Here is a 24,847-nt window from a genome sequence, read left to right as displayed (position 1 = left end):
TCGGCATGACACCGGCCCCCTGTAGGAGCGAGCCTGCTCGCGATGGTGTGTCAGTCGGCATCAATTTGCCTGACACACCATCGCGAGCAAGCTCGCTCCTACAGAGTGGTTTTGTGGTGGCAACAAAAAAGGCGACTCCTGTGGGGGAGTCGCCTTTGATGTTTACTGCCGCTGAAACTTATTCCGACAGTTTGTACGCAATCACATAGTCACCCATCTTGGTGCCCAGCGAGCCGTGGCCACCGACGACCAACAGCACGTACTGCTTGCCGTCCTTGCCGGTGTAGGTCATCGGCGTAGCCTGGCCGCCAGCCGGCAGGCGAGCTTTCCACAGCTCTTTGCCGGTGTTGACGTCGTAGGCGCGCAGGTACTGGTCCAGGGTGCCGCTGAGGAAGCCGACGCCGCCTGCGGTGACGATCGAGCCGCCCATGCTCGGCACGCCGAGGTTCATGCCGACAGGAATTGGCGAGCTGTCGCGGCTGGTGCCGTTCTTGCGTTTCCACACGACTTTGCCGGTGGTCAGGTCGATGCCGGCCACGTAGCCCCAGGCCGGAGCCTGGCACGGTACGCCGAACGGCGACATGAACGGGTGCATGATCACCGCGTAAGGTGCGCCCGTGTTCGGTTGCACGCCCGCTGTTTCGCTCTCGCGCTTGCTGCCGGCTGCTACTTCAGCACGTGGCACCATTTTCGAGACGAAGGCCATGTAGTTCGGGCTGGTGAACAGCAGCTGGCGAACCGGGTCGACCGAAACGCCGCCCCAGTTGAAGACGCCGACGTTACCCGGATAGATCAGGCTGCCCTGTTCCGACGGCGGGGTGTACTGACCTTCGTAGCGCAGCTCCTTGAACTGGATGCGGCACAGCATCTGGTCAAACGGGCTGGCGCCCCACATGGCTTTTTCGGTCAGTTCCGGGGCCAGCAGGTTCAGGTCCGAACGGGCCTGGGTCGGGGCGGTGTGGTCGCCTTTCACGGCGCCTTGCGGAACCGGGATTTCCTTGATCGGGATGATCGGCGTGCCGTCACGACGGTCGAGGACATACAGGCTGCCCTGTTTGGTCGGAGCGATCAGCGCAGGTTTCACGCCGTCGGCGGTTTTCATGTCGAGCAGGGTTGGCTGGCTGCCAACGTCCATGTCCCACAGGTCGTGGTGGGTGAACTGGTAGTTCCAGCGTACCTTGCCGGTAGCGAGGTCCAGGGCGACCAGGCCGGCGCTGAATTTCTCGGCGCCTGGAGTGCGGTCGGCGCCCCACTGGTCAGGCGTCTGGTTGCCCAGTGGCAGGTAGACCATGCCGAGTTTTTCGTCGACGCTGGCCAGCGACCACATGTTCGCCGAGTTGCGGCTGTAGGTCTGGCCCGGGGCCAAGGGTTCGGTGGCGTCCGGGTTGTTGCTGTCCCAGTTCCATACCAGATGACCGTCGCGCACGTCGTAGGCGCGGATCACGCCGGACGGCTCGTTGGTCGATTCGTTGTCGGTGACGTGGCCACCCATGATCACCAGATCACGGGTGATCGCGGCTGGCGAGGTGGAGTAGTAGCCACCGGCGGTGAACGGGCCGATGCCTTGGGTCAGGTCAACCACACCGTTGGTGCCGAAGCCTTCGCAGATCTTGCCGGTGTCGGCGTTGAGTGCGATCAGGCGTGCATCGGCGGTTGGCAGGTACAGGCGACGCGGGCAAGCCTGGGCAACGGCTTTGCCGGCCTCGGAGATGACGGCGGACGCAGCGGTTTCAGACTTGGCGTAAGCGGCTTCGTCGTAGTACGACACGCCACGGCAGGTCATGTGGGCGAAGCCCTTGAAGCCCACCGGGCTCTTGATCTGCGGGTCGAAACGCCACAGTTCCTTGCCGGTGTCCGGGTCCAGCGCCAGCACCTTGCTATGGGCGGTGCAGGCATAGAGCATGCCGTTGGCCTTGAGCGGGGTGTTTTCGTTGGTCAGTTCCACCGGGTCATCGGCGGTTGGCAGATCGCCGGTCTGGATACGCCAGGCTTCCTGCAGCTTGCCGACGTTACCCGGGGTGATCTGCTTGAGCGGCGAGTAGCGGTCACCGAATTCGCTGCGGCCATAGGCCTGCCAGTCTCCGTCAGGCATTTGTGGCGCAGTGCTGGCCATGTCAGCCGAGTCACGACCCAACTCGCCAAAGGTCTCGCCCGGATGGGTGAACTGGCTAGCCAGGGCGGTAACACCGGCCAGGACCACGGCCACGCTCAAGGCGCCAGTGCCCATGGGGGCAGGGCCGTTGATCAGCAATGGGCGACGGAACCACGGCAGCAGCATCACCACGCCGAGGGCGAACCACAGCGCCAGGCGCGGCACCAGTTGCCACCAGTCCAGGCCGACTTCCCACAGGGCCCACACAGTGCTGGCGAACAGCACCAGGGCATACAGGCCCAGCGCTGCGCGGCGGGCGGCGATCAGCAACACGCCGGTCAGCGTCAGGCCGATACCGGCCAGCAGGTAATACAGCGAGCCGCCGAGCATGCTCAGCTTGATCCCCCCGGCCAGCATGGCCAGGCCCATCAGTAGAAGCAGTATGCCGAGCAGGGCCGGCAATAGACGGCTTCGACCCAAGGCACCATCAGTGCTCATAGTGTGATTCTCCGTGACGTTTCAAGTAGTCCCGCGCCAGTTCACTGTAGATGACGATCCGGCGCGGGCAGGGTTCATATAAAACCGGTTTGGCTGACGCAGTCCCTGTAGGAGCGAGCTTGCTCGCGAAAAGCCTGAGAACGCCGCGGGGTGTCAGGCTCGTAGCGTTATCGTTCACGTCCATCGCGAGCAAGCTCGCTCCTACAGGGGTTTGTGGTGTTGCTTAGAACGACGACTGGATCTTGATCCCGCCAATCAGCGCGTCATCGACCTGGTCAACGCCACCGGGATGGCGGATGTATTGCAGGTTCGGGCGTACGGTCAGCCAATTCGTAACGTGCACGCCGTAATAGAGTTCGGCGCTGTATTCGGTGTCCTGCGGTGGCAGGAAGGCCGGATCGTCGAAGTCGAAGACGGCATGGGCCTGGTTGGTCGCCTCGGCGTTTTTGCGCAAGGCCGGGTTGACGTGCACGCGGGCCATGGCGAAACCGATGTCGTCCTTGGCGCGGGCATCGAACGGGCCTTTGTAGACAAGGCCGGCCTGGACGTAGTTGTCGATGGCATTGGTTTTCTTGTCGTGCATTGTGCCGTTGGCGAACAGGCTCAAGCCGCGGGAGTGGTCGCTGGCGAGGCTGGTGACTTGCTGTTGAAGGCCCAGCCACACGCCGTGTTTGCTCGAGGCGCTGCGGTAGGCCTCGCCACTCAGGGCGGCAGGCTGGCCGTTGCTGTCCTTGTAGACGTCGGTGGCCTTGGCGCTGCTGTAGTAGTAACCGGCGCGATATTCGCCCGGCAGGCCGTTGAGCTTCGGCGTCCACACCAGCTCCACCGGCAGGACCGCGCCCTGGGTGCCGCTGCCGCTGAGCTTGAAGCCATTGCCGCGATCCAGGTTCGACGAGTTTTGCTCATAGGCGCCAACCTGCGCGTACAACTCGGGCGTCAGGTGATATTTGACCCGCATCGCCCACTGGCTGACCGGCCAGTTGTACCAGATGTCGCCCGCCCAGTTGCCGACCTGGGAGCCGCAGAACGCCAGGTTCTGGAAGTCGCAGGGGAAGCTGTTGAAGTCTTCGCCCTCACCGAAACGGCCGACCTTGATATCGAGCTTCTGATCGAAGAATTTCTGCTGATACCACATCTGCGTCAGGCGCCAGGTCTGGCCACGTCCCCAGACTTCCTGGGCCGAGGTGAAACCGCCGACGCGCGGATCGTTGATGCGGTCGTTGCTGATGTTGTTGCCGCTGCGTTCGGTAATGGTCAGCTGAAACTCGGCATCGTCCCAGCCGAGGATCTTCTGCAAGTCCAGGTGGGTGCCCAGGCCGAACTGGTCGCTGTAGCGCGCGGTGCGGTCGTGGTCGTGGCCACCGTGCAGGTTGCTGCCCATCTCGCCGGTGTAATCGACTTTGAAGTCGTAGCCTTTTTCCGCAAGTTCAGTGCGAGTGCCGTTCCAGTCGCCGAGCATCCACGGTGAGTCGCTTTCGAATGCCGCAGCGGCCTGGACACAGCTGGCGAGGCCGAACGCGGTGAATCCGCCGATCAGTTTGAGGACGTTGTGGCAAGAGACAACCTTAAAGACAGCGCTGTCTTTCGAGAATCGTAAATCAGGCATAGAGAAGAAATTCTTGATCTTTTTCTGGGGGATGAGCGGAAGAAGTGGCTGGCGGAAGCGTTTCAGCTAAGGCAGGCGCAAGGATAATGATCTGTTACAAATAGAGAAAGGGGTTTTACTGACATGCATCCTTTCGGATTTGGTAACAGTGTTCCCCTGTAGGAGCGAGCTCGCTCGCGATGGTCGTGAACGAAAACGCGTAAAACCAGATGCCCAGCGGTGTCCTTGCGTTTTTCGCGAGCAAGCTCGCTCCTACAGGATCCCAGGATCCCAGAATCCCAGAATCCCAGAATCCCAGAATCCCAGAATCCCAGAATCCCAGAATCCCAGAATCCCAGAATCCCAGAATCCCAGAATCCCAGAATCCCAGAGTCCCAGAGTCCCAGAGTCCCAGGGTCCCAGAGTCCCAGAGTCCCAGGGTCCCAGAACCCCGGGATCACCTACATTTAACAGACCGCTTCCCCCCAACGAAGCCCTCGGCTAAGGTGCGCGGCTTCCCATCCCTACATCGCTGAAGGCCCGGCATGACCGAACAGACCCACGACCCGCTGCACGGCGTAACCCTGGAGCAAATCCTCAACACCCTGGTTGAGCACTACGAATGGTCGGGGCTGGCCGAGCGCATCGATATCCGCTGCTTCAAGAGTGACCCGAGCATCAAGTCGAGCCTGACGTTCCTGCGTAAAACCCCGTGGGCGCGGGAGAAGGTTGAGCGCCTCTACGTGAAACTGATGCGCACCAAGCGTCCGCTCTGACATGTTCATCCCGTCAGTCGCGCGGCGTCGTTTCGCCGCCATCGCTGCCGTCCTTGGCTGGGCCGGATTGAGTATCCAGCTGTACCTGATTTTCTACTCGCGCTGGACGCTGGCAGCCAGTTTGACAGGTGGCCTGGTGAGCTTTTTCAGCTATTTCACCGTGCTCAGCAATACGCTGGTGGCAACCGTGCTGACCTGTGAAGCGACGTCCCGCGAGTCGGCCGCGCGCCGCTGGTTTTTGCAGCCGTGGGTCAGCAGTGGAGTGGCCGTGAGCATCGCCGTGGTCGGCCTGGCCTACAGCCTGTTGCTGCGTCACTTGTGGCATCCGCAAGGCTGGCAATGGCTGGCCGATGAGCTGCTGCATGACGTCATGCCGCTGTTGTTTCTGGGCTATTGGTGGTGCTGTGTGCCCAAGGGCATGTTGCGCTTGGGGCACATCGCGTTATGGGTGATTTATCCACTGTTGTACTTCGCCTATTCCCTGTTGCGCGGGAATTTGCTGGCGGTTTATCCGTATCCGTTCATTGATGTGGAGAAGCTGGGTTATCCACAGGTGTTTATCAATGCCGGGGGATTGCTGGCGGGGTTTGTGGTGATTGCGTTGTTGTTGATCGCGTTGGATCGATTGCGCGCTGCCCGCAAGTGAACGCTGATTGTGGTGAGGGGGCAAACCCTCTCGCCACAATATTGAGTTGCTGTCATTCCTCGTCGCTGTCATCCAGCCGCCAGTAACCGACGGCTTTTACGAACTGTTCATCCAGCCCATGCTCATCGAGTAACACCCGGCGAATCTGCCGCGACACCTTGCTCTCGGTCGCGACCCAGGCATACAAGCTTCCTGCAGGAACCTGGATCTGACGCACAGTGCTCAGCAAGTGGTCCTTGCCACCTTCGCGCAGCACCCAGAGCACATTGATCTCGGCAGCGCTCTGCAGTACTTGTTGCTCCTTGCCGTTCTCCACTTCGACAATCACCAACGCCCGGCGATTGGCCGCCAGCCCTTCCAGGCGGCGGGCGATGGCGGGCAGGGCGGTCTCATCACCGATCAGCAGGTAGCTGTCGAAAATGTCCGGCACGATCATCGAGCCACGGGGCCCGCCGATGTGCAGAAACTGACCTGGCTTGGCCTGTTCTGCCCAGGTCGAGGCCGGGCCGTCGCCGTGCAGGACGAAATCGATGTCCAGCTCCAACGTGTTCAGGTCGTAGCGGCGCGGCGTGTAGTCACGCATGGCCGGCATCGCCCCGTTGTCCTTGCCGGCGCCAAGCACCAGGGTTTCCAGGGCTGCAGCTTGCTCGGCGTTCTGCGGGAACAGCAACTTGACGTGATCGTCCGTACCAAGGCTGACGAAACCTGCCAGTTCCGGACCGCCCAGCGTGATCCGACGCATGCGTGGAGTCAGGTCGACTACCCGCAGCACTTCCAGGCGACGCCGTTTGATTTCGTGCATGACGCGGTGAATGGTTTGGGAAGGCAGGATAACGTCGATCATTCGGCTGTCTCCTGGGCAGGCTGAACGGCAGGGCCGTCGACAATGGCTTTGGCGGTGTTGTTGAGCAGGGTCGAGACGCGCCGGATTTCTTCCGGGCTCCAGCGGCCATGGTGCAGTTGCAGGGCATGGCGCAGGTTGTGCACCGCCTCGTGGATTTCCGGTGGACGATCATGACCGCGCAGGGAGCGTTTGCTGACATCGATGCGCACCCGCACACCTTCAAGTGCAACGGCCTGCTCGATCAGGGACTGGCGCCCGGCGTCTGTCACGCCGTAGCGTTTTTTTCCGCCTTCGGCGTCGCCCTGGATCATTTCGCTTTCTTCCAGAAAGGTCAGGGTCGGATAGATCACTCCGGGGCTGGGGCTGTAGGCGCCATCGAACATGCCTTCGATCTGGCGGATCAGGTCGTAGCCGTGGCAGGGCTGTTCGGCGATCAAGGCCAGCAGCAGTAATTTCAGGTCGCCGGGGGCGAACACTCGCGGACCCCGACCACCGCGTTCACGGCCGGGGCGCTTCTCGAAACCGTCGTGGCCGTCGCCGTGTTCGCGGTGGGGGGAATGATGGTCTCTCATTTTCGCTTTCTCTCGTCGTGTTTAGATACAACTTAAGATATATCTTAACGATAATGCAAGACCGCCCGACCAGCGGACGCCCCCAGCGTCACCCCTGAGAAACCGTCAAGATCGAAAAATTAGTGGGTATTAATGCAGGCGAATAACTTGAAATTAGTGTTAACTCTCTAATGTCATGTTTTCGACTATTGTTTGCGGGGCTTGTAGTATCGGTCTTACAGAAGTAACTTCGTGAGTGGTTGCTAATCATTGCCTATAAAGTGCGATTTGTAGTCTGACTCTTACAGTCAAACATTGGTTTTTATGTTGTTTCAGGTTTTTTCTTTCCAGGGTGGTAGCACTTTGGCTACGCACTTGCAGGAATTTGCCTGCTTACTTTCCAGATCTATTGAATCATCATCTTTCGGCGTTGAAAGTTCAGCTGAGCAAATAACTGCTCGTGACTGTTTTTGCTCATCAGGAACTTTCAACTCTTTAATCCTTTTAAAAGACAGGTACTGAAAGATGTTCAAGAAAATCGCGTTTGCTGCTCCTCTGGCTGTTCTGGCACTCAGCTCCTCGATGGCATTCGCCGCTACCGAAGCCCGGCACTCCATCAGTCTGACTGCCAATGTTCCAACTGACGATTTCTACGCGGTACCAGTCGATGCAGATCTGGTCAACAAGGATCAGGACATGAGCTACAACCCAGGCATCGACGCCATGAAAACCGTCGACGGGCACTTTGACGTCCTTCACACCGCCGGCAAGGTCAACGCGCGACTCGAAGGCGTTCCAAAGCTGATTGCCGGTAGCAAAACCATTGATTTGAAAGTCGAACTCAATGGCAAGACGTTGAACACCACTTCGCAGGAAGTCGTTGGAGATACTGAGTCCAATACGCGTTATCGTGCACCGTTCAAAATCAGTGCAGTCACTAGCGGTAAACCTGATGCAGGCGACTACACCGGTGTTGTCATGCTGGTCGTTGAACCTTCTGTCTAAGTAAGGCATTCGACGCTAAAACGCTTACTTATTCCAAGTAACGTACTCGGTCGGCAAACTTTCCGGTTTGTCGGCCGTGCTTTGACTTTCCCGTAATCAGAGTACTTTTTCATGTTCCCGATGACGCCCATCGCGGCAGCGCTTGCGCTGCTGTTATGTAGCAGTGCATTTGCGGCGCCGACTTCCGTTGTTAATACGCCGCGAAGTTTGCTGGCCCAGGCCAAAGGCCTGCCGGCAGAGTTCGAGGAGCACTTTTTCGATGTTCCGTTGGCGGTTCGGGTCGAACTCGATCAACAGCCCCTCGGCGAGGCGATGATTGTGTTATCTCGCGATGACCGGGTCACCTTGCTCGATTTCACCGACACCAGCGACAGCCGTTTCAGCGCCAGCGAGCGCGACACCTGGGCCGATATACTCAAGCCCGGCGTGGCGCTGGGCTCCTGCAGCGCAAAGTGCCCGGAGCAAATGCTGGCCGTTCACTACAACCTGGAAAATTCATTGCTGTCCGTCGTTACGGAAAATGCCGAGCGCGACAGTGAAGCCAGACGCTTCTACGACCAACCCGAAGGCGGCAGCAGCGGCCTGATGGTACGCAACCAGCTCAATCTCAATGGCGGGCAGGATCAGGACCTGGGCGGCCGATTTGGCCTGGAAGCCAGCGGTAGCATGGGCAACTGGAGCCAGACCTTCAATATGCAACTGGCGCGTCTGGGCGGGCCGGACGACAAGCTCTACCACGCCGTACATGAGCTGCACACCCAGCGCGAACTGCAAGGCAGTTTTTTCCGACTGGGTTACTTCACCCCCAATTCCGAAGGCCTGACCCGGCAACCCCGTTCGTTCGGCACCAGCCCCGATACGGCGGTTGGCTTGATGTTCGGCAGCTCCGACAGCCTGGCGATCAACTCACCGAAACCCAGCGTCTATCCCGTATACGTCACCGCCAACCGCCAGGCTTCGGTGGAAATCTATCGCGATGGCCTGCTGCTCAACACCCAGTCGGTGCCGGCCGGGTTGCAGACCCTCGATACCCGGCCATTGCCGGGAGGTATCTACGAAGTGGAAGTGCGCCTGATCGAAGACGGCCAGATCACCTCGACCACCCAGGAGCTGATCTACAAACCGACCAACTGGCGCAACCACGACGAGCGTTGGCGCTACAACCTTTTTGCCGGCCAGGAAACCAGGCTGCTCAGCAACTGGAATCAACAGGACAGTGGTGACGCCACGGCGGGGGCGGCGGTCAACTACCTGCTGCATCCTCGGGTGATTCTCGGACTATCGGCGCGTCAGGTTCGGGAAAAACTGCAATACGGCACCTCGGTCGATTGGAGCCTGGCCAACAGCACCAGTGTCTACGCCAATTTTTACCAGACCGAAGACCACGGCACCGGCATCGATGTGCAGGGCCTGTACAACTACGGCTCGGGCAGCCTGGTGGTCAGCCACAACCGCAGTTGGCTCGACACCACCAACACTTTCGACACGTTGCCCGACGGTACCCGAGTACGCCAGCGCAATGTGTTCACCGGCGAGACCAGCAACTCGTCATTGGCGCTCAACCATCGGATCAGCCGCAGCAGTTCGTTGAATGCACGGGTTTCCCACAGTGACGGCAACGTCGAAGGCGTAGGCGTGGATCTGGGCTGGACCCAGCGCACCACAGTGATGGGCAGCGATGCCAACTGGCGTCTGTCGCTGTTTGATCGCCCCGGCAGCTTCAGCAGTGGCGATGCGCGTAACCGTGGTGTCGACTTGAGCATCAACATGGCATTGGGCGGGCCGGGTCAGCAGATATCCGGCAGCATCGGCACGCGCACCGCACGGGACGGCAGCCGCGACAACAATGCATCCCTGGGTTATCGCAAGGATTTGCAGGATCACGTCTTGCAGAACGTCTCGGTGACCGCACTGACCGATACCTACGGCGTCGGCGTTTCCAGTCTGGCGAACTTGCGCACCGACAGTGTGAACGGTGACGGCTTCATCCAGCGCTCGTCCTTCAACGGCAACTTCACCGGCGGCCTCAACGTCGACAGCACCCTGGTGGTCGGCGGCGACAAAATGCTCATGACCAGCCAGCACCAAGGCCGGGGCGCCGGGATGATCGTCGATGTGGAATCCGATATCGACGGCATCGCCCTGCGCGCCGATGACTTGAGTGGTGGTAGCGCGGCCCTGCGCCCGGGGCGCAACTTCATCCCGATCACGGCGTACCAGAACAGCTCGGTGAGCTTCGACTTCCAAGGCAACCACGCGCCGGCGGCAACCATCGAGCCCTCGCGCACCCGCTATCACCTGAACAAGGGTGGCGTGGAGTATCGCAAGGTGCGGGTGATGAAAACCTTCACCGTGCTTGGGCGTTTGCTCGATGCCCAAGGGCAGCCGCTCAAGGGCCATCACGTGATCAACCACGCCAGCCGTGGGGTGAGCGAAGTCGATGGCTTCTTCTCGATGGAAATGAACGCCGGCTCGCCGACGCTGGAAGTGCGTCATGCCGATCAGTTGCTGTGCCAGTTCCGCCTTGATGCGAGCCTGCATCGCAGTGAAAACAACGTGCTGATGATCGGTGATCTGCGCTGTACGCCGGATACCTTGGCGGATGCGTCTTATCAATCCGAGAAGGCGGGTTAACAATGATGAAGTTACTCTGCAAAGAACGATTGATCGCTCGAATCAGCATTGTGTTATTGGGGATATTGGTGTCTTTGGTATCACAACGGGTGGTTGCGCTGGATGTGAATATTACTGCCTTATTCAGACCGGATCCGGCAAATCCGTTGAAAAACGAGTTTATTAACACCACTCCACAAAGTGGCTATTGCGAGGCGCTGCCACAGTACTGTGTCAATCCGCCATTAATCAGTTTTCGACTCCCGATGCGTTTTCGATCGGCTTTCCCGATCAAGGCTAATCATCCTGTGCAGTCGGACGGTGCAATGTTCGGCGTCCCTGGACAATGGAGAACACTCCAGGTCAGGCACGTTTCGACCGGTGAAATGGCGGAGGTAGAAGTCAGGGTGGCAGGTATAGGGACCACTCATTTACTGGAAACACCCGTTCAGGAAATAGTGGGGGTGCCAGAGAGTACTTCTTCCGCTACGGCATTCGAAATGTTATGGGAGGGAGGGGGATGGGTCCATGGCGCCGGCCCCTGCAAATCCACGGGGTATCATGGTTCGAACTCATGGATGTATGGCTTTTTCTTAAGCGTAGATGCAACAGATGGTGTTTGTGCGAAGAAGGCCTTGTTTGAGATTCCTGTACTCAAGTACGACCATCTTGATCTGGGCTATGAACTGAGAACACCCAATCCGTTGAAGATGGCCACGGGTGTATATGTCGGAAGTATTATCTACACCATAGGGCCGCGAGGGGATATCGACATGGGGAATAACATGGTTGCCGAAGGCAGCAGTGTTATCAATCTCATGTTTACTCTGACGGTAGAGCACGAACTAAAGGTTGAACTTCCGCCGGGTGGTAACAAAATTTCGTTGGTGCCCCAGGGTGGCTGGCAAAGTTGGCTGCAGGCGGGACGCAAGCCCGTGCGGCTATTTCGTGACCAGACTTTCAATATATCGGCGTCTTCGCGTTTCAAGATGCATCTGGAATGTGAGTTCAGTGCCTTTCCCCACGATTGCCTGCTGGATGACCGAGTCTCTAAACGTGGGGTGGCGTTGCATGTCGGCGTCAGTCTGCCCAATGGGCTGACCGACATGGCCGGCCAACCCGTCAGGCAAATGCGCCTGCGCGCGGGAGCGGCCAACGCATTGCAGTTCCAACCGGGGTTCTACGTCGATAGAGCGCCGGGCGTGCTGCACTTTGAAGTGCCGCCGGACCAGATGGAATTCATGCTCAAGCCGGGTGCAGGTCCCTTTTACAGGGGCAATGCCACCGTTATCTGGGATTCGGAAGTCTGATGGGCAGCGTAGCCATAGTGCGGGTTCGCAAGAGGGTCAATGTCATGAGGTTCAAGGTTATGAAACGTGTGTGGTTATTGCTGGGTTTGTGCGGCTTTTCCCTGGGGCTCCAGGCCGGCCCGCAAATCAATGTCGGCACGGTGTACGACTATCTGGATGGCGAAAAAAGCACGTACCTCAAGCGCGTGTTCAACAGCGGCGACAGCACCGCGTTCGTCAAGGTCAACATCCTGGAAATCATCTATAACGCTGACGGTACGTCCAGTGAAGTGCCGGTCAAGACCCAGGCCGATGCCAGCGGCCGCGATGGGCTGATGGCCAGCCCGGCGCGGTTGATCGTGCCGGCCAACGGCATGCAGGGCACCCGTTTGCTGCACATGGGCAGCCGCGACACCGAGCGCTATTTCCGTGTGCGCTTCGTGCCGGTAGTGCCGGAAAAGGAAGACGAGTTCGCCGTGTCGGCGGAAGAGCGCGACGACTACAAAAAGAACCTGTCGGCGGGAGTCAACGTCATGACCGGCTTCGGCACGGTGTTTTTTGTTCGCCCGAGTAATGCGCGTTTCGACAGCGTGATCGACGACACCCCCGAGCGTTATCGCCTGCGCAACAAGGGCAATACCGTGGTGGTGATCGACGAGTTCCGCAACTGCTCGCGCAAGAACGAAACCGAGTGCGAACCGACCACCAAGCACCATGTGCTGGCGGGCAGGACCTTCGAGTTCGAGAAGAAGCCCGGGCGCGAATACCGTTTCAATGTGGTCGAGGGCGACAGCAAGAAAACCCTGCGCATCGCCAGCCAATAACAGCGCCTGCCGAGCGGTCCCGTACTTGATGCAACAGGTAATTGATATGAACAAGCAAGTGGCTTGCGCCTTGTGCATGGGCGCCCTGATGCTGAACAGCGCGCTGGCGTACGCGGCGCGGGAAGAGCACAGATTCGAAGTGTCGGTGGACATTCCGACCCTGGGATTTTACGTGATACCCGCCGAATCGAACTGGATTCATCGTGAACAGACACTGTCGTGGGATCTGGGCACCTCGAGGCTGGGAGGGCTACGCAAAAATTTCGACGTGCGCCATGACTCCGGCGCCATCGAGGCCCGGCTGGAGAGTGCGCCGTATCTGTCCAATGGACGCGACGAGCAGAACATTTTCCTGCAGGTCCAATTCAATGATCGCTTGTTGAGCCATGAGCCTCAGCCCCGGGAAGTGGTGCCGGCGGAACAGGCCAGGACCGGCGGCCGTTTCCCTCTGGTAATTACACCGAGGCCGCCGGCCGGCGGCTACAAACCGGGGACTTACTATGGAAATGTCTTGCTGGTCTTCAGTGCGGCCGCGCCATGAAATTTCATTTTCATTGCGGGCTTTTGGAGCGGTTAATCGAGGTACAGGGAATGCACTCAATAAATAAACTGAAGTGCACGCTTATAAGCGTGTTTACTTTGTTTTGTTCAATGTCATCAAACGCAGCGACCATTGAGATGACAGCGGTGTTTCGTCCTGATCCGTCGAAACCCATGCACAACGTGTTTCAGAATACGACACCACAGAGCGGGCATTGCAAGGATCATCCGAATTATTGTGAGGAGGGGGTTTTCAGTATCGGGGTACCGATTCGTTTCAGGTCCGTCGCGCCTTTCCTGCCGATGCATGATGAGCGCCAGGGCCCCATGTTTCGGGTGCCGTCATCCTGGAAAGAGCTGAATGTCACCCATGACGTTACCGGGGAAACCGAAACAGTCAGAATGCGGGTCGTGGGCATAGGTGGCGCGTACACAGTCAAACTGCCGTTTCCCGAAGGCATGTGGAACCGTCCTTGGGGGTATGCTCCTGCTCCCTGTCTACATGGCGGAGTGGCCTATGCCAGCCCTTACTTTTATGCCTTCTTTTGGAAAGTGCCGCCCAATGCGGGCACTTGTGCAAAACAGGCTATTCAGTTAATTCCCGAAACTTATGGGTTTGCTTATCAGGATCTGACTTTTTCTTATGAGCTCGAAACGCCTCAGCCTCTGAAAATGTCGTCAGGGACCTACAGGGGCGTGTTGTCCTACAGTGTGGGGCCACATAAAGAATTCGATATGGGCGATATCATGTTGCCCGATGATGATGTCATCCAACTTGATTTTGCATTGAACGTAGAACACACCCTCAAAGTCGATATTCCGCCGGGTGGTAACAGCGTTGTGTTGGAGCCCAAAGGCGGTTGGCAGAGCTGGTTGCAGGCGGGGCGCAAACCTGTGCGGCTGTTCCGCGACCAGACCTTCAACATTTCCGCGTCATCGCGTTTCAAGATGCATTTGATGTGCGGACACAGCACCGTCTATGACCAATGCGGGCTTTATAGCATTGAGGCGAGGCGTATGGTTGGGATCTATGTCAGCGTCAGTCTGCCCAATGGTCTGACCGACATGGCTGGACAACCCGTCAGGCAAATGCGCCTGCTCCCGGGAGAGGCCAATGCGTTGCAATTCCAACCGGGGTTTTATGTCGATAGAGCGCCGGGCGTGCTGCACTTTGAAATGCCGCCGCAACGTGTGGAAGAAATGCTCAGGCCGCCAGTAGGTCAACGTTACAGGGGCTCTGTCACCGTTATCTGGGATTCGGACGTCTGACGCAGAGCGTCGCAATGCTCCTGGACGGGCTGGCGGCAGTCGCCAGCCCGTCCAGGCACTGCACTGTTATTGCCCGGCTCGCCTTAACGCCTCGCGAGTCAAGCGTCTCGACAATTCCTTCTCTTCGTCGCCCAGGTCAACCAGCAATCGGTCAAAGATCGCATCGCTGATCGGCTCATCGGCAAAGACCACCGTGGGTGGCACCGGCAGATCATTCATCAGCTCCCACAGGCGGTTTCGCAGTTCACTCCGGTCTGTGTCCGCAGCTTGCGTCCACTCCCGCTGCACGCTGCGCAACGTCTCCAGTCGCTCGTATTTGGCCTGGTAGATTCGCTTGTTGGCTTCCATTCGGGCTGGATACCTTTCGCGCAGATAATCTTCCCAGAAATGCTGCTCAAGCATTTTGTTGACCAGGCCATCGCCTTCTTCCAGCGTCAGCACTGTGTCATAGGCCTGATTGACCATGGCATCGGTCACTCCGGACACGGGCCTGAAAAGCATGCCTTCGGATTGCCACGGCAAGCCCAGGCGCTGCGCCAGCCCGGTCTGGTAAGCCAGATAGACCTCTACATCGTCAGGGTTGCCGCCACGACTGGCGACGTCGGCACGGGCGATTTCATTGACCTGCTCCAGGCGAGCGGCACCCTTGGTCAGCCTCACCAGTTTGTTTTCAAGCTCGACGCGGTTGGTGGAGTACGAGTACGCCTCGGAGGCCAGCACCCGGATACCCATGTTGTTGAACAGTTGCGCACCGGCGTCGGCACAGTCCACGGGGGCGATGGCCATGGTGAACAGCTCCTCGCGCAAGCGTGTGTCGACCTGCACTGCATCGAGCATGCGCCAGATGCGTTGACGCAGCTGATCGCGCGCCGGGCCGCCGGCTCGATAGTCGGCCGAGTCCTGGGTGTTGACCAGCACTTCCATGAAGCGCTGGGCTCGGGGTTCGTCGATCAGGTCCGACCACAGAGTGGCGCGGTCAATGCCCCAACCGGGTACATCACTCCAGTGGTCGATGCTGATCATGGGGTCGATCTGACTGGACCAGGGCACGACGGGCTCCGGCGGCAACGAAAATGAGCGACGCATTTGCTGATAGAGCAATTGATCGACCTCAGACAAATTGCCCACACTCAGACGGCTGCGCGCCACGATCCAGGCGTGAGCAGAGCCAGGCACCACTTCGGGAACCCGGCGGATCGGGTTTGCTCGCAGGTCCAGCAGGAAGCCACGGGGTCTGGGTTTGCTGAACGTTCCGTTCGGCCAGGCTGAAAGTCCCGTGTTCTTCAGCCCCACGACTTTCAGGCGAGGCATGCGCCCGATGTCCGGGCTCATGCCCAAAGGGTTGTCATCGAGCCGGAGGATTTCCAGGCGGGTCATTTTTTTCAGCCGATTCACTGTGGCCAGGTCCAGCACGATCTTGTTATCGCTCAGGCGCAGGCGTTCCAGCCTCGGCATCGTGTCCAGCCTTTTGGGCAGTATCGTCAGCTCGCAACCTTTGGCGCTGAGTTCACGAAGGTTGGGAAAGTCCTTGAGAATTCCGTTCAGCTCAATCGAAAAACGCGTGTTGTCGAGTTTGAGCTCGGTGACCTTGTCGAGGAATTTTTTCAGCTCCGGGCGTTTTGACCACCAGGTTTCCAGGTCCAGCGGCAAGAGCTCCCGAGAGAGGTCAAGGGAGTAGCTGGCCGGGTCGGTGCGGTTACCGAGGTCGGTGTTTTTGCGCCGGAAACATTCAATGAGCCGTTCGGCAATGTGTTGTCCGCCATCATCGCGGAAGCTGGTACCGCCGGGTCCCCAGGCCTGGGGTTGCTGATATTCCCAACGGTTGACGATTGTCCGCAGTTCGTCGAGCTCGTCCTCTTCGCGTTCCATGGCTTTGAGCGGCTCGCCTCGTTCGATCAAGGCATCGGCGTATGTATCGACCTCGCGTTCGCTGAAATGCGGGTAGAGGTCGCGAATGCGATCGTGCACGGTTGCGCCGTCCCTGCTCAAACCACCGCCACGCACCAGCAGCAGGGTTTCGTGTTCGGCAACGGGCCGCAAGGGCGGGGTGGCGAGGACTGTGCGACGTTCGGTGGGGGTGGCCTTGGCGATGACCCATTGTCTGAAAGACTCGCCGTCGCCCGGCCTGTAGCCCAATACGTTGCGCCCGTTCTTTTGAGTGGCATGGAGGAGGGCTTCAAAAAGACCTTCCGCTTCGTGGATCGGCTGGTCCGAGCCATCGCGTACGGTGTATTTTCCGGTGGCGTCCCGAATCAATACCCGCACCTGCGTTGCATTTTCGGAACCGGTGTCGCAACGAAGTTCGCCATCGAACGTTCCCTGGCGGATTTCAATGCGCAGGTCGGCAAAGGTATCGGTGTAGATTCGCAAGACTCCCAGCGCCAGGCGTTCGGTATCGATGCTGCTTAATGAGTCAAGGTACAGGCCCTGTGCCGCGCGAACCGATCGTGTTTCGAATTGGAGTTCGCGTGCGCGGGTTTTCAGGCGCAGTGGCAGGCGCTTGTTTTGCGCGATCCGCTGGCGCTCCGAGGGGGTGGCACTGGCGAGGATTCTTTGTGCGATGCTTTCTGGCAGGTCCGGGAAGTCGCTGAACAGCTGGCCAATTTCGGGGGAGGGCACCGGGGCGGGGCTGGCGGTCGAACCGATGCGTTGCAGGGTATCGCTCAGCAGCGGCGGCGGTGGCGCGAGCTCAACGTGCATCCTGCGCAGTTCGGCCTCTTCGCTGCCGCTGACCTGACGGATCCGCTCGAGTTGCCGGTCGCTGTAACCATCGGTGCTGTGACCGAGGCGGCGCATCAGCGTCGAGCCTTCCCACTGCCGAGGGTTTTCCGTTTCGCTGACCCAGGCCCCGTGGCCGTTGTGTTGCAGGGTGGGCGCATAGGCGTCGGCGCGTTGCGGATGCTGGATGCGGTGTTGCCCGGTTACCGGGTCCTGGCGTACCTGGTAATGCTGGTTGTCCAAGCGTACAAGGCTTTGCTCTTGATGCTGGTAGATACCCAACCGGTCTGGCCTGGCGGTGGTGGGCAAGACGATGTCGGGTCGCTGATAGGGTGCCAGGTCGGGGTGCCACAAACGCGTCTGGCCGTTGGCCGACTGGACCGGTTTGAGTCCCTCGAAAAACGGCGAGAGCTGCGTCCGGGCGTAGTTGCCCAGTGCGGCTCCCCCCGCGAACGCAGCGAACTGAGCGACACTTTCCAGCACGCCGATGGCCTGTTCAGCCGCCTCGATCAAGCGACCTTCGGCCAGGTCGACAATGCCTTCGACCACTTCGTCGGTCAGTTGATAGACGGTATACGCCAGCATCAGCTCGCCCAGCCCCGGAACGAAGGGTGTCACCACCAGCAGGGCGGCATTGAAAATGTCCGAGAGCATTTTCTCCAGATTGTCCCACCAGGCCCAGCGAGCGATGCGGTCGGCGTACTCGGTGGTGATCGCGATCTCCCGGGCGTCGTTGAAAATCTTGTTCATGCTGCGTTTGTAGAGGTAGTCCCACGGGTCGCCGGTATAGCGCAGCTGGCGATCCTCCTCGAACTTCGTCACGCGAAATTGCAGATTCGGGTTATTCACCGGTGTGTCGCGCCAACTCGGAAGGTTGGAGCCCGGTGGGGCGGGTTGCCATGTCACCTTGCTCAGGCGCGCGTTCAAATTGGCAAAAAAATGCCCACGCTGGTTGTGGGCGACAAACCGGCTGAAGAACTGTTGGTAGTTGTCATCGGGCTCTGTGCTGCGCAGCTGGCGGGTCAGTTCCGCCATGAATTGCAGCGACGACGGATACTCCTTGAGCGGATGCTGCGGATCGTGCGGGACGTACGCAATCAGCGGCGCAGGGGTGTTGCCGGTGAGTGACGAGTAGCTGATCAGCACGATGCCGGTCAGTGCGGCGTCCATCATCTCCAGGGTGTAATAGCTGACGGGGTGACCGTTCCAGTGCGGATTCCTGTGGCCGTCAATCAAGCCTTGGATGACGTGATGGGCGTGCTGGCCGATGTCGTTTTTCATCAACGCCATGTGTGCCGCGACTTTGAGTGCACGTTTCTGGTTGAGAGTGACTTTGTAGCGCAAGAAGTTGCTGGCCACCGGATTGGTGGACAGCAGGTAATCGCGCAGATGCTGTTCGTACAGGGCGCCGATGTTCAATTCGCGACACAGTGACGTGAACTGCTTGATGCTGATTTTGTGCAGCAGGTGTTTGGTGAAGAAGTGACCGCGCTCGTCGGGGCGGGTGATGAACCCCGAGTCCGGGGTAAATGTTTCGCCACTGGAAAAGTTGTGCAGCGCCGCATCCAGCAGGGATACGTTGCGAGCCTGAGTGCTTGAAGAGAAATCATGCACCCACCAAGACGTTTCTCTCGGTGCATAGAGTCGCAACCAGGTGTCTTCGACATCGTCTTCAACGCCGTAGCGGTCCTTCAACGCCTGTTGTAACAGGGGTTTGGCAAAGGCGTAGACATCTTGCAGATTGCTCAGCATCCGGTCGATATCGTTCTGGGCAGTCCAGGCCAGCTGCATGTCGCTTTTAAGGTTTTGATGGGCCGTGGCCGACGCATTCCTGTGCCAGTCGGGGAGGGTCAGCCTGACGGTTTTCAGGGCTTTGACACTGGATGTCGAGGTGCTCAGCAGCCAGGAAGGAATGGCCTTTTTTACCAACTCATAGTGGACACTTTTATCCACAGGAACTGATGGCGCCTGCGCGGGTGCCGCGAAGGGTATGGGCATGGTTTGATCGTCCGTTGATCGTGAGTGGAGCCACCAGTCTAGGCAGGCGCCATGCCCGGAAAAAGCTTAAAGATCGGTTTGAAACACCGCCGTTTGCGGCTCGACACTCTCAGAATTCAGACATGAACAATACATGGATACCACCACGTCATCGCACAGCCGTCGACGCACCAGGCTGGCACATGGTGTGAGTGCCCGGTTGCAGATACGGTGTCAGGATCGGTGCCATGCCCTTGAGCACCTGCACGGGCAGCGCCGAGGTGAACGTGAAGTTCTCGGCCGAGCGTCCCGGCACGAACGCAGTCAGTGTGCCGAAATGGTGGTCACCGATGTAGAACACGAAGGTCGCCGTGCGGTTGAGTGATTTGGAACTGAGAATCCGCCCGCCGGAACCGATGGCCTCGATACGGTTGTCACCGGTGCCGGTCTTGCCGCCCATGGCCAGCGGGGTGCCGTCCGGCAGTTTGAAACTGCCGGCCACGCGTTTGGCCGTACCGGCATCCACCACTTGTGAAAGGGCTTCGCGCATGGCCGTGGCGACCTCGGATGGCATCACCCGTTTGCCGACGTCCGGGTCATTGATCAGTTGGGTTTCATAGGGTGTGTTCGCGGCGAAATGCAGGCTGTCGATGCGCAGGGTCGGCATGCGCACGCCGTCGTTGAGGATGGTGCCGATCAGCTCCGCCAGCGCCGCCGGGCGGTCGCCGGAGCTGCCGATGGCGGTCGCCAGCGACGGCACCAGGTGGTCGAACGGGTAGCCGACTTTCTGCCAGCGCTGGTGAATGTCGAGGAACGCCTCGATTTCGAGCATGGTGCGGATGCGGCTGTCGCGAGCACCCTTGTGCCGGCTTTTGAACAACCAGCTATAGACCTCCTGGCGTTCGAACTGGCTGGCTTTGACGATCTCACCCCACTTGGCGTCGGGGTGATTGAGCAGGTAGCCCATCAGCCACAGGTCCAGCGGGTGAACCTTGGCGATGAAGCCTTGGTCCGGCAGGTCGTAGGTGCCGGGACCGTAGGCCTCGTAGAGCCGCACGAGACGTTCGTCAGTGAGTTTTTCCGTGAGCTTGGCACCGGTCAGGTGCGAGCGCACGAAGGCATTGAAGCTTTCCTGGCTGGCCTGTGGCAGCAGATAGCGGTGCACGGCGGCCATACGGATCGGGGTCGGACGCATGCTGTCGAGGAAGGTTTCGAGCCGCTCCTGGGTGTCCTTGTTCTTGTACTTCTTCCAGAACTTGAGCAGGAACGAAGTACCTTCACGGTCGGCGAACGAGGCCAGGTATTCCTGACGCCGCGGGTCGCGGTCGTCCTTGAACAGTTCGGCACTGCTGTTCGCACCGGAGTAGGTGGTGTAGCGCACCAGGTCACGCATCAGGCGAATGAACGGCAGGTTGATCGACTCGCGCAGGGCGTCGCGCAGGGTCGGTATGCGGCCGTTGTCTTCCTTGCGGAAGTTGTGGAACACATGCAGGCCGCCCCCGGTGAAAAACGCCTCGCCGGGGCTGGCGGAGTATTTGCGGTCCAGGGCCGCGCCGAGCATTTTTGGCAGGTCGCGGTCCTTGTTCTCGATCAGGTAATCGACCGCCCAGCGACTCAGGCGGTCCTGATCCGGTACGTCGACTTTCTTCAGTTCCGCAACGTCCATGCCGGCGTATTTGTCGTGCAGCTCGGAGATGATTTGCAGGTAGGTGGTCAGCACGCGCATTTTCGCGGTGGAGCCCAGTTCCAGTTTGCTGCCTTCGTTGATGTCGAACGGCTGGTCGGTGCTGTCGGTCTGCACCCTAACCCGCGAGCCGTCCGGGGTCAGCTCGAACAGGGTGAAGCTGTAGCGTACCTGGGTGGTGCTGGTGGTGGTCAGAAGTCGTTCGCCGATCAGGCCGATCTGCGTGGCAAACCCAGGGTCGGCCAGTTTTTTCAGGTACTCGGTGGCCTCCGATTGCAACTCGCCTTGCAGGGTGCTGGTGGCGGACAGATCGAGGCGGTCGAGGTCATACAGCGGGCGATTGAGCATGCCGGCCAGACGGCTGCGCGCCACACTGATGCCCTTGTTGGTTTCAATCGGTTGAATGGTCGGCTGGGTGGCCCAATCGCGGTAGGTCACCTTGCTGGCCAGGGCGGCGGCGGCGAACTGAGCGTCGATCACATTATTTTGCGCCAGCAGGCGAATATGGCTGTCGGTGAGGTCGGCCAGTTCATCATGGCCTTTGGTCAGGTAATGCGACGGGCGGCGCTGAGCAATCATCAACGACAGCATTTCACGCAGGGCCAGGCCTTTTTCCGCCATGGTTTTCGGATCCGTTGCAGTGCTGGTCAGGGCTTCGTTGGCCTGCTTGAAGTCCGAGCCATACCACACGCGCAAGCCCTCAGCCATGCCATGCACTTCGCCGTGCCCCGGTACGGCTGATAACGGCACGCTGTTGAGGTAGTCGCGAACCACGTTCTGCCGGGCTTCGAGGGTTTGTGGCCCGGCCTGATAGGCGCGCACGGTGGCAGAAATCATCTGGCGGATCTTTTCCGCGCCATTGACCGTCAAGCCATCGGGGGAATGCCGGTACTTCTCCAACTGTGTGGCCAAGGTACTGCCACCGGCGGACTGGCCGGGCACGTGCAACATCTTGGCCACCTGGGACCATGCCGCCATGCCGAACCGTGGCCAGTCCACCGCCGGGTTGGCCAGCGGTTGTTGGGGGTCGAGCAGGAAGCGGTTCTCGATGAACAGCAGGCTGTTGACCACCACTGGCGGGATCGAGGCAAAGGTTGAATAAAGCTGCTGTGGATAGTGGTACTGGTAGAGCGGCGCTGCGCGGCAATCGGTGATCGACAGCCCGGCCTGGATTTTTTCGGCATAAGGCACGAACAGGCCCTTGTCGCTGTACTTCAACAGGGCCGGAGAAAAACGGGTTTGCGCCTCGACGACGAAATCGCGCTTGATCAGGCGCGGCAGGAATTCATCCAGAGAGCTGTAGCCCAGGCGCCGATCGAACGGCCCGTCGCCCGGATAGCGAATGGCATCGCTGGGGCCGGGTTTGAGCTCATAGTTGAGGGACGCAGCGTATTTGCTGACTTCCCGGGCCTGGAACTTCGAGGTACGCATTTCCCTGGCAGCCGCCAGCCCCACGACAATCGCGATAATCAACAGCAATAGCCAGAACGCTCCCCATCCGTGCCTGGAACGACGGGGTTTTTCAGGTATAGGCGCTTCATCCTCACGTTCAGTCGGAACCACGGTTTTACTCGAATCGGTTTGCCACAAAGCGCCCATAGTCGACTGATCCATTCACGCAGATTGATCGGACTTGACTCAAGCTTAGACGGTGGTTGGCGAAGGTGAAAAAAATGTGAAGGGCAAAATGATGCACGGACACACCGTTAATTGGGCTGATTGAAGCAGTTGTGGCGAGGGGGCTTGCCCCCGTTCGACTGCTTCGCCCGAGCGCGGGCCGGCCAAACGGGGGCAAGCCCCCTCGCCACAGGTGTCGTATGGTTTGAGAGGGGGGGTGGTCTGTAATGCCCGGGGTAGAGCGTTAGCAGGAGGAGATACGACTTTGGCAGGGGCATGACGATGCACCATTGTTGTGCAATACTCGGCGCCGCTTTTCCCACTGATTTTGCGGGTTTTTCCCACAAGACAGGTCTGCCCACGAAGCAGGCCCGGTTCGGGAAGCGAGGGCTTACCGGTCAGCGCTTCGCCACTCGGTGGTCATATCCAATAACAAGACGAGGATGTCCCCCCATGCCTGTAGGCAATCACCTGCCCCACGGCGAAACCGCTCAGGGCGGTCCGCTCAAACGTGAACTCGGCGAGCGGCATATTCGCCTGATGGCACTCGGTGCCTGTATTGGCGTCGGTCTGTTTCTGGGTTCGGCCAAGGCCATTGAAATGGCCGGTCCGGCCATCATGCTGTCCTACATCATCGGCGGTCTGGCGATCCTGGTGATCATGCGCGCCCTCGGCGAGATGGCCGTGCACAACCCGGTTGCCGGCTCGTTCAGCCGTTACGCCCAAGACTACCTCGGCCCGCTGGCGGGCTTCCTGACCGGCTGGAACTACTGGTTCCTGTGGCTGGTGACCTGTGTTGCGGAAATCACTGCCGTCGCGGTGTACATGGGGGTCTGGTTCCCCGAAGTGCCGCGCTGGATCTGGGCACTCGCTGCGTTGGTCAGCATGGGCTCGATCAACCTGATCGCAGTCAAGGCCTTTGGCGAATTCGAATTCTGGTTTGCCCTGATCAAGATCGTCACCATCATTGCCATGGTGCTGGGAGGTATCGGCGTCATTGCGTTCGGTTTCGGCAACGACGGCATTGCCCTTGGGATTGCCAATCTGTGGACCCACGGCGGCTTCATGCCCAACGGCGTGCAAGGCGTGCTGATGTCCCTGCAGATGGTGATGTTCGCCTACCTGGGCGTGGAGATGATCGGCCTGACCGCCGGTGAAGCGAAGAACCCGCAGAAGACCATCCCTGACGCCATCGGCTCGGTGTTCTGGCGGATTCTGCTGTTCTACGTCGGAGCCTTGTTCGTGATCCTGTCGATCTACCCATGGAATGAAATCGGCACCCAGGGCAGTCCGTTCGTAATGACCTTCGAGCGCCTGGGCATCAAGACTGCCGCGGGCATCATCAACTTCGTGGTGATCACCGCTGCGTTGTCGTCCTGCAACGGCGGCATCTTCAGCACCGGGCGCATGCTCTACAGCCTGGCGCAGAACGGCCAGGCCCCGGCCGGTTTTGCCAAGACCTCGAACGGTGTGCCGCGTCGCGCCTTGCTGCTGTCGATCGGTGCCTTGCTGCTGGGCGTATTGCTCAACTATCTGGTGCCGGAGAAGGTCTTCGTCTGGGTAACGGCGATTGCCACCTTCGGCGCGATCTGGACCTGGGTGATGATCCTGCTGGCCCAGCTCAAGTTCCGCAAAGGCTTGAGCGCCAGCGAGCGAGCGGGCTTGAAGTACCGCATGTGGCTGTACCCGGTCAGCTCGTACCTGGCGCTGGCATTCCTGGTGCTGGTGGTCGGCCTGATGGCGTACTTCCCGGACACCCGCGTGGCGCTGTATGTGGGCCCGGCGTTCCTGGTGCTGCTGACGGTGCTGTTCTACGTGTTCAAGCTGCAACCGACCAATGTTGCGCAAGGCGCGGTGCGTTCGGCTTCGTAAACTTGTAGGAGCGAGCTTGCTCGCGATGGTCGATAACGATAACGCGTGTTTTCTGGCTAAACGCGGCGCTCTTGAGTCCATCGCGAGCTCGCTCCTACAAAAAACGCCGACCCATTGTAGGAGCGAGCTTGCTCGCGATGGTCGTTAACGATGACGCGTGTTTTCTGGCTGAACGCGGCGCTCTTGGGTCCATCGCGAGCGAGCTCGCTCCTACAAAAAAACGCCGACCCATTGTAGGAGCGAGCTTGCTCGCGATGGTCGTTAACGATGACGCGTGTTTTCTGGCTGAACGCGGCGCTCTTGGGTCCATCGCGAGCGAGCTCGCTCCTACAAAAAAACGCCGACCCATTGTAGGAGCGAGCTTGCTCGCGATGGTCGTTAACGATGACGCGTGTTTTCTGGCTGAACGCGGCGCTCTTGGGTCCATCGCGAGCGAGCTCGCTCCTA

The 24,847-nt window shown here is 59.4% G+C and carries 15 protein-coding genes; 9 read left to right on the top strand and 6 right to left on the bottom strand.

Annotated features, from left to right (window positions below; genetic code table 11):
- Nucleotides 1-178 precede the first annotated feature (178 nt).
- On the bottom strand, nt 179-2,590 hold the full coding sequence (locus ACEN8Q_RS18075; protein ID WP_413428035.1) for a glucose/quinate/shikimate family membrane-bound PQQ-dependent dehydrogenase: 2,412 nt from the start codon (nt 2,588-2,590) through the stop codon (nt 179-181).
- Nucleotides 2,591-2,813: 223 nt separating this feature from the next.
- Nucleotides 2,814-4,196 (bottom strand): carbohydrate porin, encoded by a 1,383-nt coding sequence (locus ACEN8Q_RS18070; protein WP_413703512.1) that lies wholly within the window; start codon nt 4,194-4,196, stop codon nt 2,814-2,816.
- Nucleotides 4,197-4,720: 524 nt separating this feature from the next.
- Here ACEN8Q_RS18070 and ACEN8Q_RS18065 point away from each other — a divergent pair.
- Together ACEN8Q_RS18065 and ACEN8Q_RS18060 are read left to right on the top strand one after the other, a co-directional pair.
- Complete coding sequence (locus tag ACEN8Q_RS18065) at nt 4,721-4,951, top strand: VF530 family DNA-binding protein (RefSeq protein ID WP_413428033.1); 231 nt, start codon at nt 4,721-4,723, stop codon at nt 4,949-4,951.
- A gap of 1 nt (nt 4,952) precedes the next feature.
- On the top strand, nt 4,953-5,597 hold the full coding sequence (locus tag ACEN8Q_RS18060) for a Pr6Pr family membrane protein (RefSeq protein WP_413703511.1): 645 nt from the start codon (nt 4,953-4,955) through the stop codon (nt 5,595-5,597).
- A 52-nt stretch (nt 5,598-5,649) separates the two neighbouring features.
- Here the strand turns inward: ACEN8Q_RS18060 and ACEN8Q_RS18055 are convergent, their stop codons facing one another.
- Together ACEN8Q_RS18055 and ACEN8Q_RS18050 are read right to left on the bottom strand one after the other, a co-directional pair.
- On the bottom strand, nt 5,650-6,441 hold the full coding sequence (locus ACEN8Q_RS18055) for a siderophore-interacting protein (RefSeq protein WP_413428031.1): 792 nt from the start codon (nt 6,439-6,441) through the stop codon (nt 5,650-5,652).
- Entirely contained in the window at nt 6,438-7,013 is a 576-nt protein-coding gene (locus ACEN8Q_RS18050) for a PadR family transcriptional regulator (RefSeq protein ID WP_413428030.1), read from the bottom strand. The genes ACEN8Q_RS18055 and ACEN8Q_RS18050 overlap by 4 nt, the downstream gene beginning before the upstream one ends.
- A gap of 504 nt (nt 7,014-7,517) precedes the next feature.
- Between ACEN8Q_RS18050 and ACEN8Q_RS18045 the strand changes: the two genes are divergently transcribed.
- The 6 genes from ACEN8Q_RS18045 to ACEN8Q_RS18020 all read left to right on the top strand — a co-directional run bounded on the left by ACEN8Q_RS18045 (nt 7,518) and on the right by ACEN8Q_RS18020 (nt 14,532).
- Nucleotides 7,518-7,997, top strand: coding sequence for a CS1 type fimbrial major subunit (locus ACEN8Q_RS18045; protein ID WP_413428029.1), 480 nt, complete (start codon nt 7,518-7,520; stop codon nt 7,995-7,997).
- 111 nt (nt 7,998-8,108) lie between these two features.
- Nucleotides 8,109-10,631, top strand: a complete 2,523-nt coding sequence (locus tag ACEN8Q_RS18040) for a CS1-pili formation C-terminal domain-containing protein (RefSeq protein WP_413428028.1) — start codon at nt 8,109-8,111, stop codon at nt 10,629-10,631.
- Nucleotides 10,632-10,633: 2 nt separating this feature from the next.
- Nucleotides 10,634-11,920 (top strand): hypothetical protein, encoded by a 1,287-nt coding sequence (locus tag ACEN8Q_RS18035; RefSeq protein ID WP_413703510.1) that lies wholly within the window; start codon nt 10,634-10,636, stop codon nt 11,918-11,920.
- 59 nt (nt 11,921-11,979) lie between these two features.
- On the top strand, nt 11,980-12,723 hold the full coding sequence (locus tag ACEN8Q_RS18030) for a molecular chaperone (protein ID WP_413428026.1): 744 nt from the start codon (nt 11,980-11,982) through the stop codon (nt 12,721-12,723).
- A 46-nt stretch (nt 12,724-12,769) separates the two neighbouring features.
- Nucleotides 12,770-13,264 (top strand): CS1 type fimbrial major subunit, encoded by a 495-nt coding sequence (locus ACEN8Q_RS18025; RefSeq protein ID WP_413703509.1) that lies wholly within the window; start codon nt 12,770-12,772, stop codon nt 13,262-13,264.
- Entirely contained in the window at nt 13,261-14,532 is a 1,272-nt protein-coding gene (locus tag ACEN8Q_RS18020; RefSeq protein WP_413703508.1) for a hypothetical protein, read from the top strand. Before ACEN8Q_RS18025 ends, ACEN8Q_RS18020 begins: the two co-directional genes overlap by 4 nt.
- A 66-nt stretch (nt 14,533-14,598) precedes the next feature.
- Here the strand turns inward: ACEN8Q_RS18020 and ACEN8Q_RS18015 are convergent, their stop codons facing one another.
- Nucleotides 14,599-19,248, bottom strand: a complete 4,650-nt coding sequence (locus ACEN8Q_RS18015; protein ID WP_413703507.1) for an NEL-type E3 ubiquitin ligase domain-containing protein — start codon at nt 19,246-19,248, stop codon at nt 14,599-14,601.
- Nucleotides 19,249-19,396: 148 nt separating this feature from the next.
- The gene (locus tag ACEN8Q_RS18010) at nt 19,397-22,510 is read right to left on the bottom strand and encodes a transglycosylase domain-containing protein (RefSeq protein WP_413428839.1); all 3,114 of its coding nucleotides are present in this window, start codon (nt 22,508-22,510) and stop codon (nt 19,397-19,399) included.
- 471 nt (nt 22,511-22,981) lie between these two features.
- On the opposite strand from ACEN8Q_RS18010, the gene ACEN8Q_RS18005 reads away from it, so the two are divergent.
- Complete coding sequence (locus ACEN8Q_RS18005; RefSeq protein ID WP_413703506.1) at nt 22,982-24,400, top strand: amino acid permease; 1,419 nt, start codon at nt 22,982-22,984, stop codon at nt 24,398-24,400.
- The last annotated feature ends 447 nt before the right edge of the window (nt 24,401-24,847 follow it).

It is taken from the genome of Pseudomonas sp. Pseusp16 (assembly GCF_047324915.1).
GTDB lineage: Bacteria > Pseudomonadota > Gammaproteobacteria > Pseudomonadales > Pseudomonadaceae > Aquipseudomonas > Aquipseudomonas fluorescens_CD.
This window is presented reverse-complemented; position numbering and strand designations above follow the sequence as displayed.

Coding starts and splice junctions, on each gene's coding strand:
- ACEN8Q_RS18040 (WP_413428028.1), top strand. CDS start 8,109: ATGTTCCCGATGACGCCCATCGCGGCAGCGCTTGCGCTGCTGTTATGT.
- ACEN8Q_RS18025 (WP_413703509.1), top strand. CDS start 12,770: ATGAACAAGCAAGTGGCTTGCGCCTTGTGCATGGGCGCCCTGATGCTG.
- ACEN8Q_RS18035 (WP_413703510.1), top strand. CDS start 10,634: ATGATGAAGTTACTCTGCAAAGAACGATTGATCGCTCGAATCAGCATT.
- ACEN8Q_RS18030 (WP_413428026.1), top strand. CDS start 11,980: ATGAAACGTGTGTGGTTATTGCTGGGTTTGTGCGGCTTTTCCCTGGGG.
- ACEN8Q_RS18055 (WP_413428031.1), bottom strand. CDS start 6,441: ATGATCGACGTTATCCTGCCTTCCCAAACCATTCACCGCGTCATGCAC.
- ACEN8Q_RS18075 (WP_413428035.1), bottom strand. CDS start 2,590: ATGAGCACTGATGGTGCCTTGGGTCGAAGCCGTCTATTGCCGGCCCTG.
- ACEN8Q_RS18045 (WP_413428029.1), top strand. CDS start 7,518: ATGTTCAAGAAAATCGCGTTTGCTGCTCCTCTGGCTGTTCTGGCACTC.
- ACEN8Q_RS18065 (WP_413428033.1), top strand. CDS start 4,721: ATGACCGAACAGACCCACGACCCGCTGCACGGCGTAACCCTGGAGCAA.
- ACEN8Q_RS18050 (WP_413428030.1), bottom strand. CDS start 7,013: ATGAGAGACCATCATTCCCCCCACCGCGAACACGGCGACGGCCACGAC.
- ACEN8Q_RS18070 (WP_413703512.1), bottom strand. CDS start 4,196: ATGCCTGATTTACGATTCTCGAAAGACAGCGCTGTCTTTAAGGTTGTC.
- ACEN8Q_RS18060 (WP_413703511.1), top strand. CDS start 4,953: ATGTTCATCCCGTCAGTCGCGCGGCGTCGTTTCGCCGCCATCGCTGCC.
- ACEN8Q_RS18005 (WP_413703506.1), top strand. CDS start 22,982: ATGCCTGTAGGCAATCACCTGCCCCACGGCGAAACCGCTCAGGGCGGT.
- ACEN8Q_RS18010 (WP_413428839.1), bottom strand. CDS start 22,510: ATGGGCGCTTTGTGGCAAACCGATTCGAGTAAAACCGTGGTTCCGACT.
- ACEN8Q_RS18015 (WP_413703507.1), bottom strand. CDS start 19,248: ATGCCCATACCCTTCGCGGCACCCGCGCAGGCGCCATCAGTTCCTGTG.
- ACEN8Q_RS18020 (WP_413703508.1), top strand. CDS start 13,261: ATGAAATTTCATTTTCATTGCGGGCTTTTGGAGCGGTTAATCGAGGTA.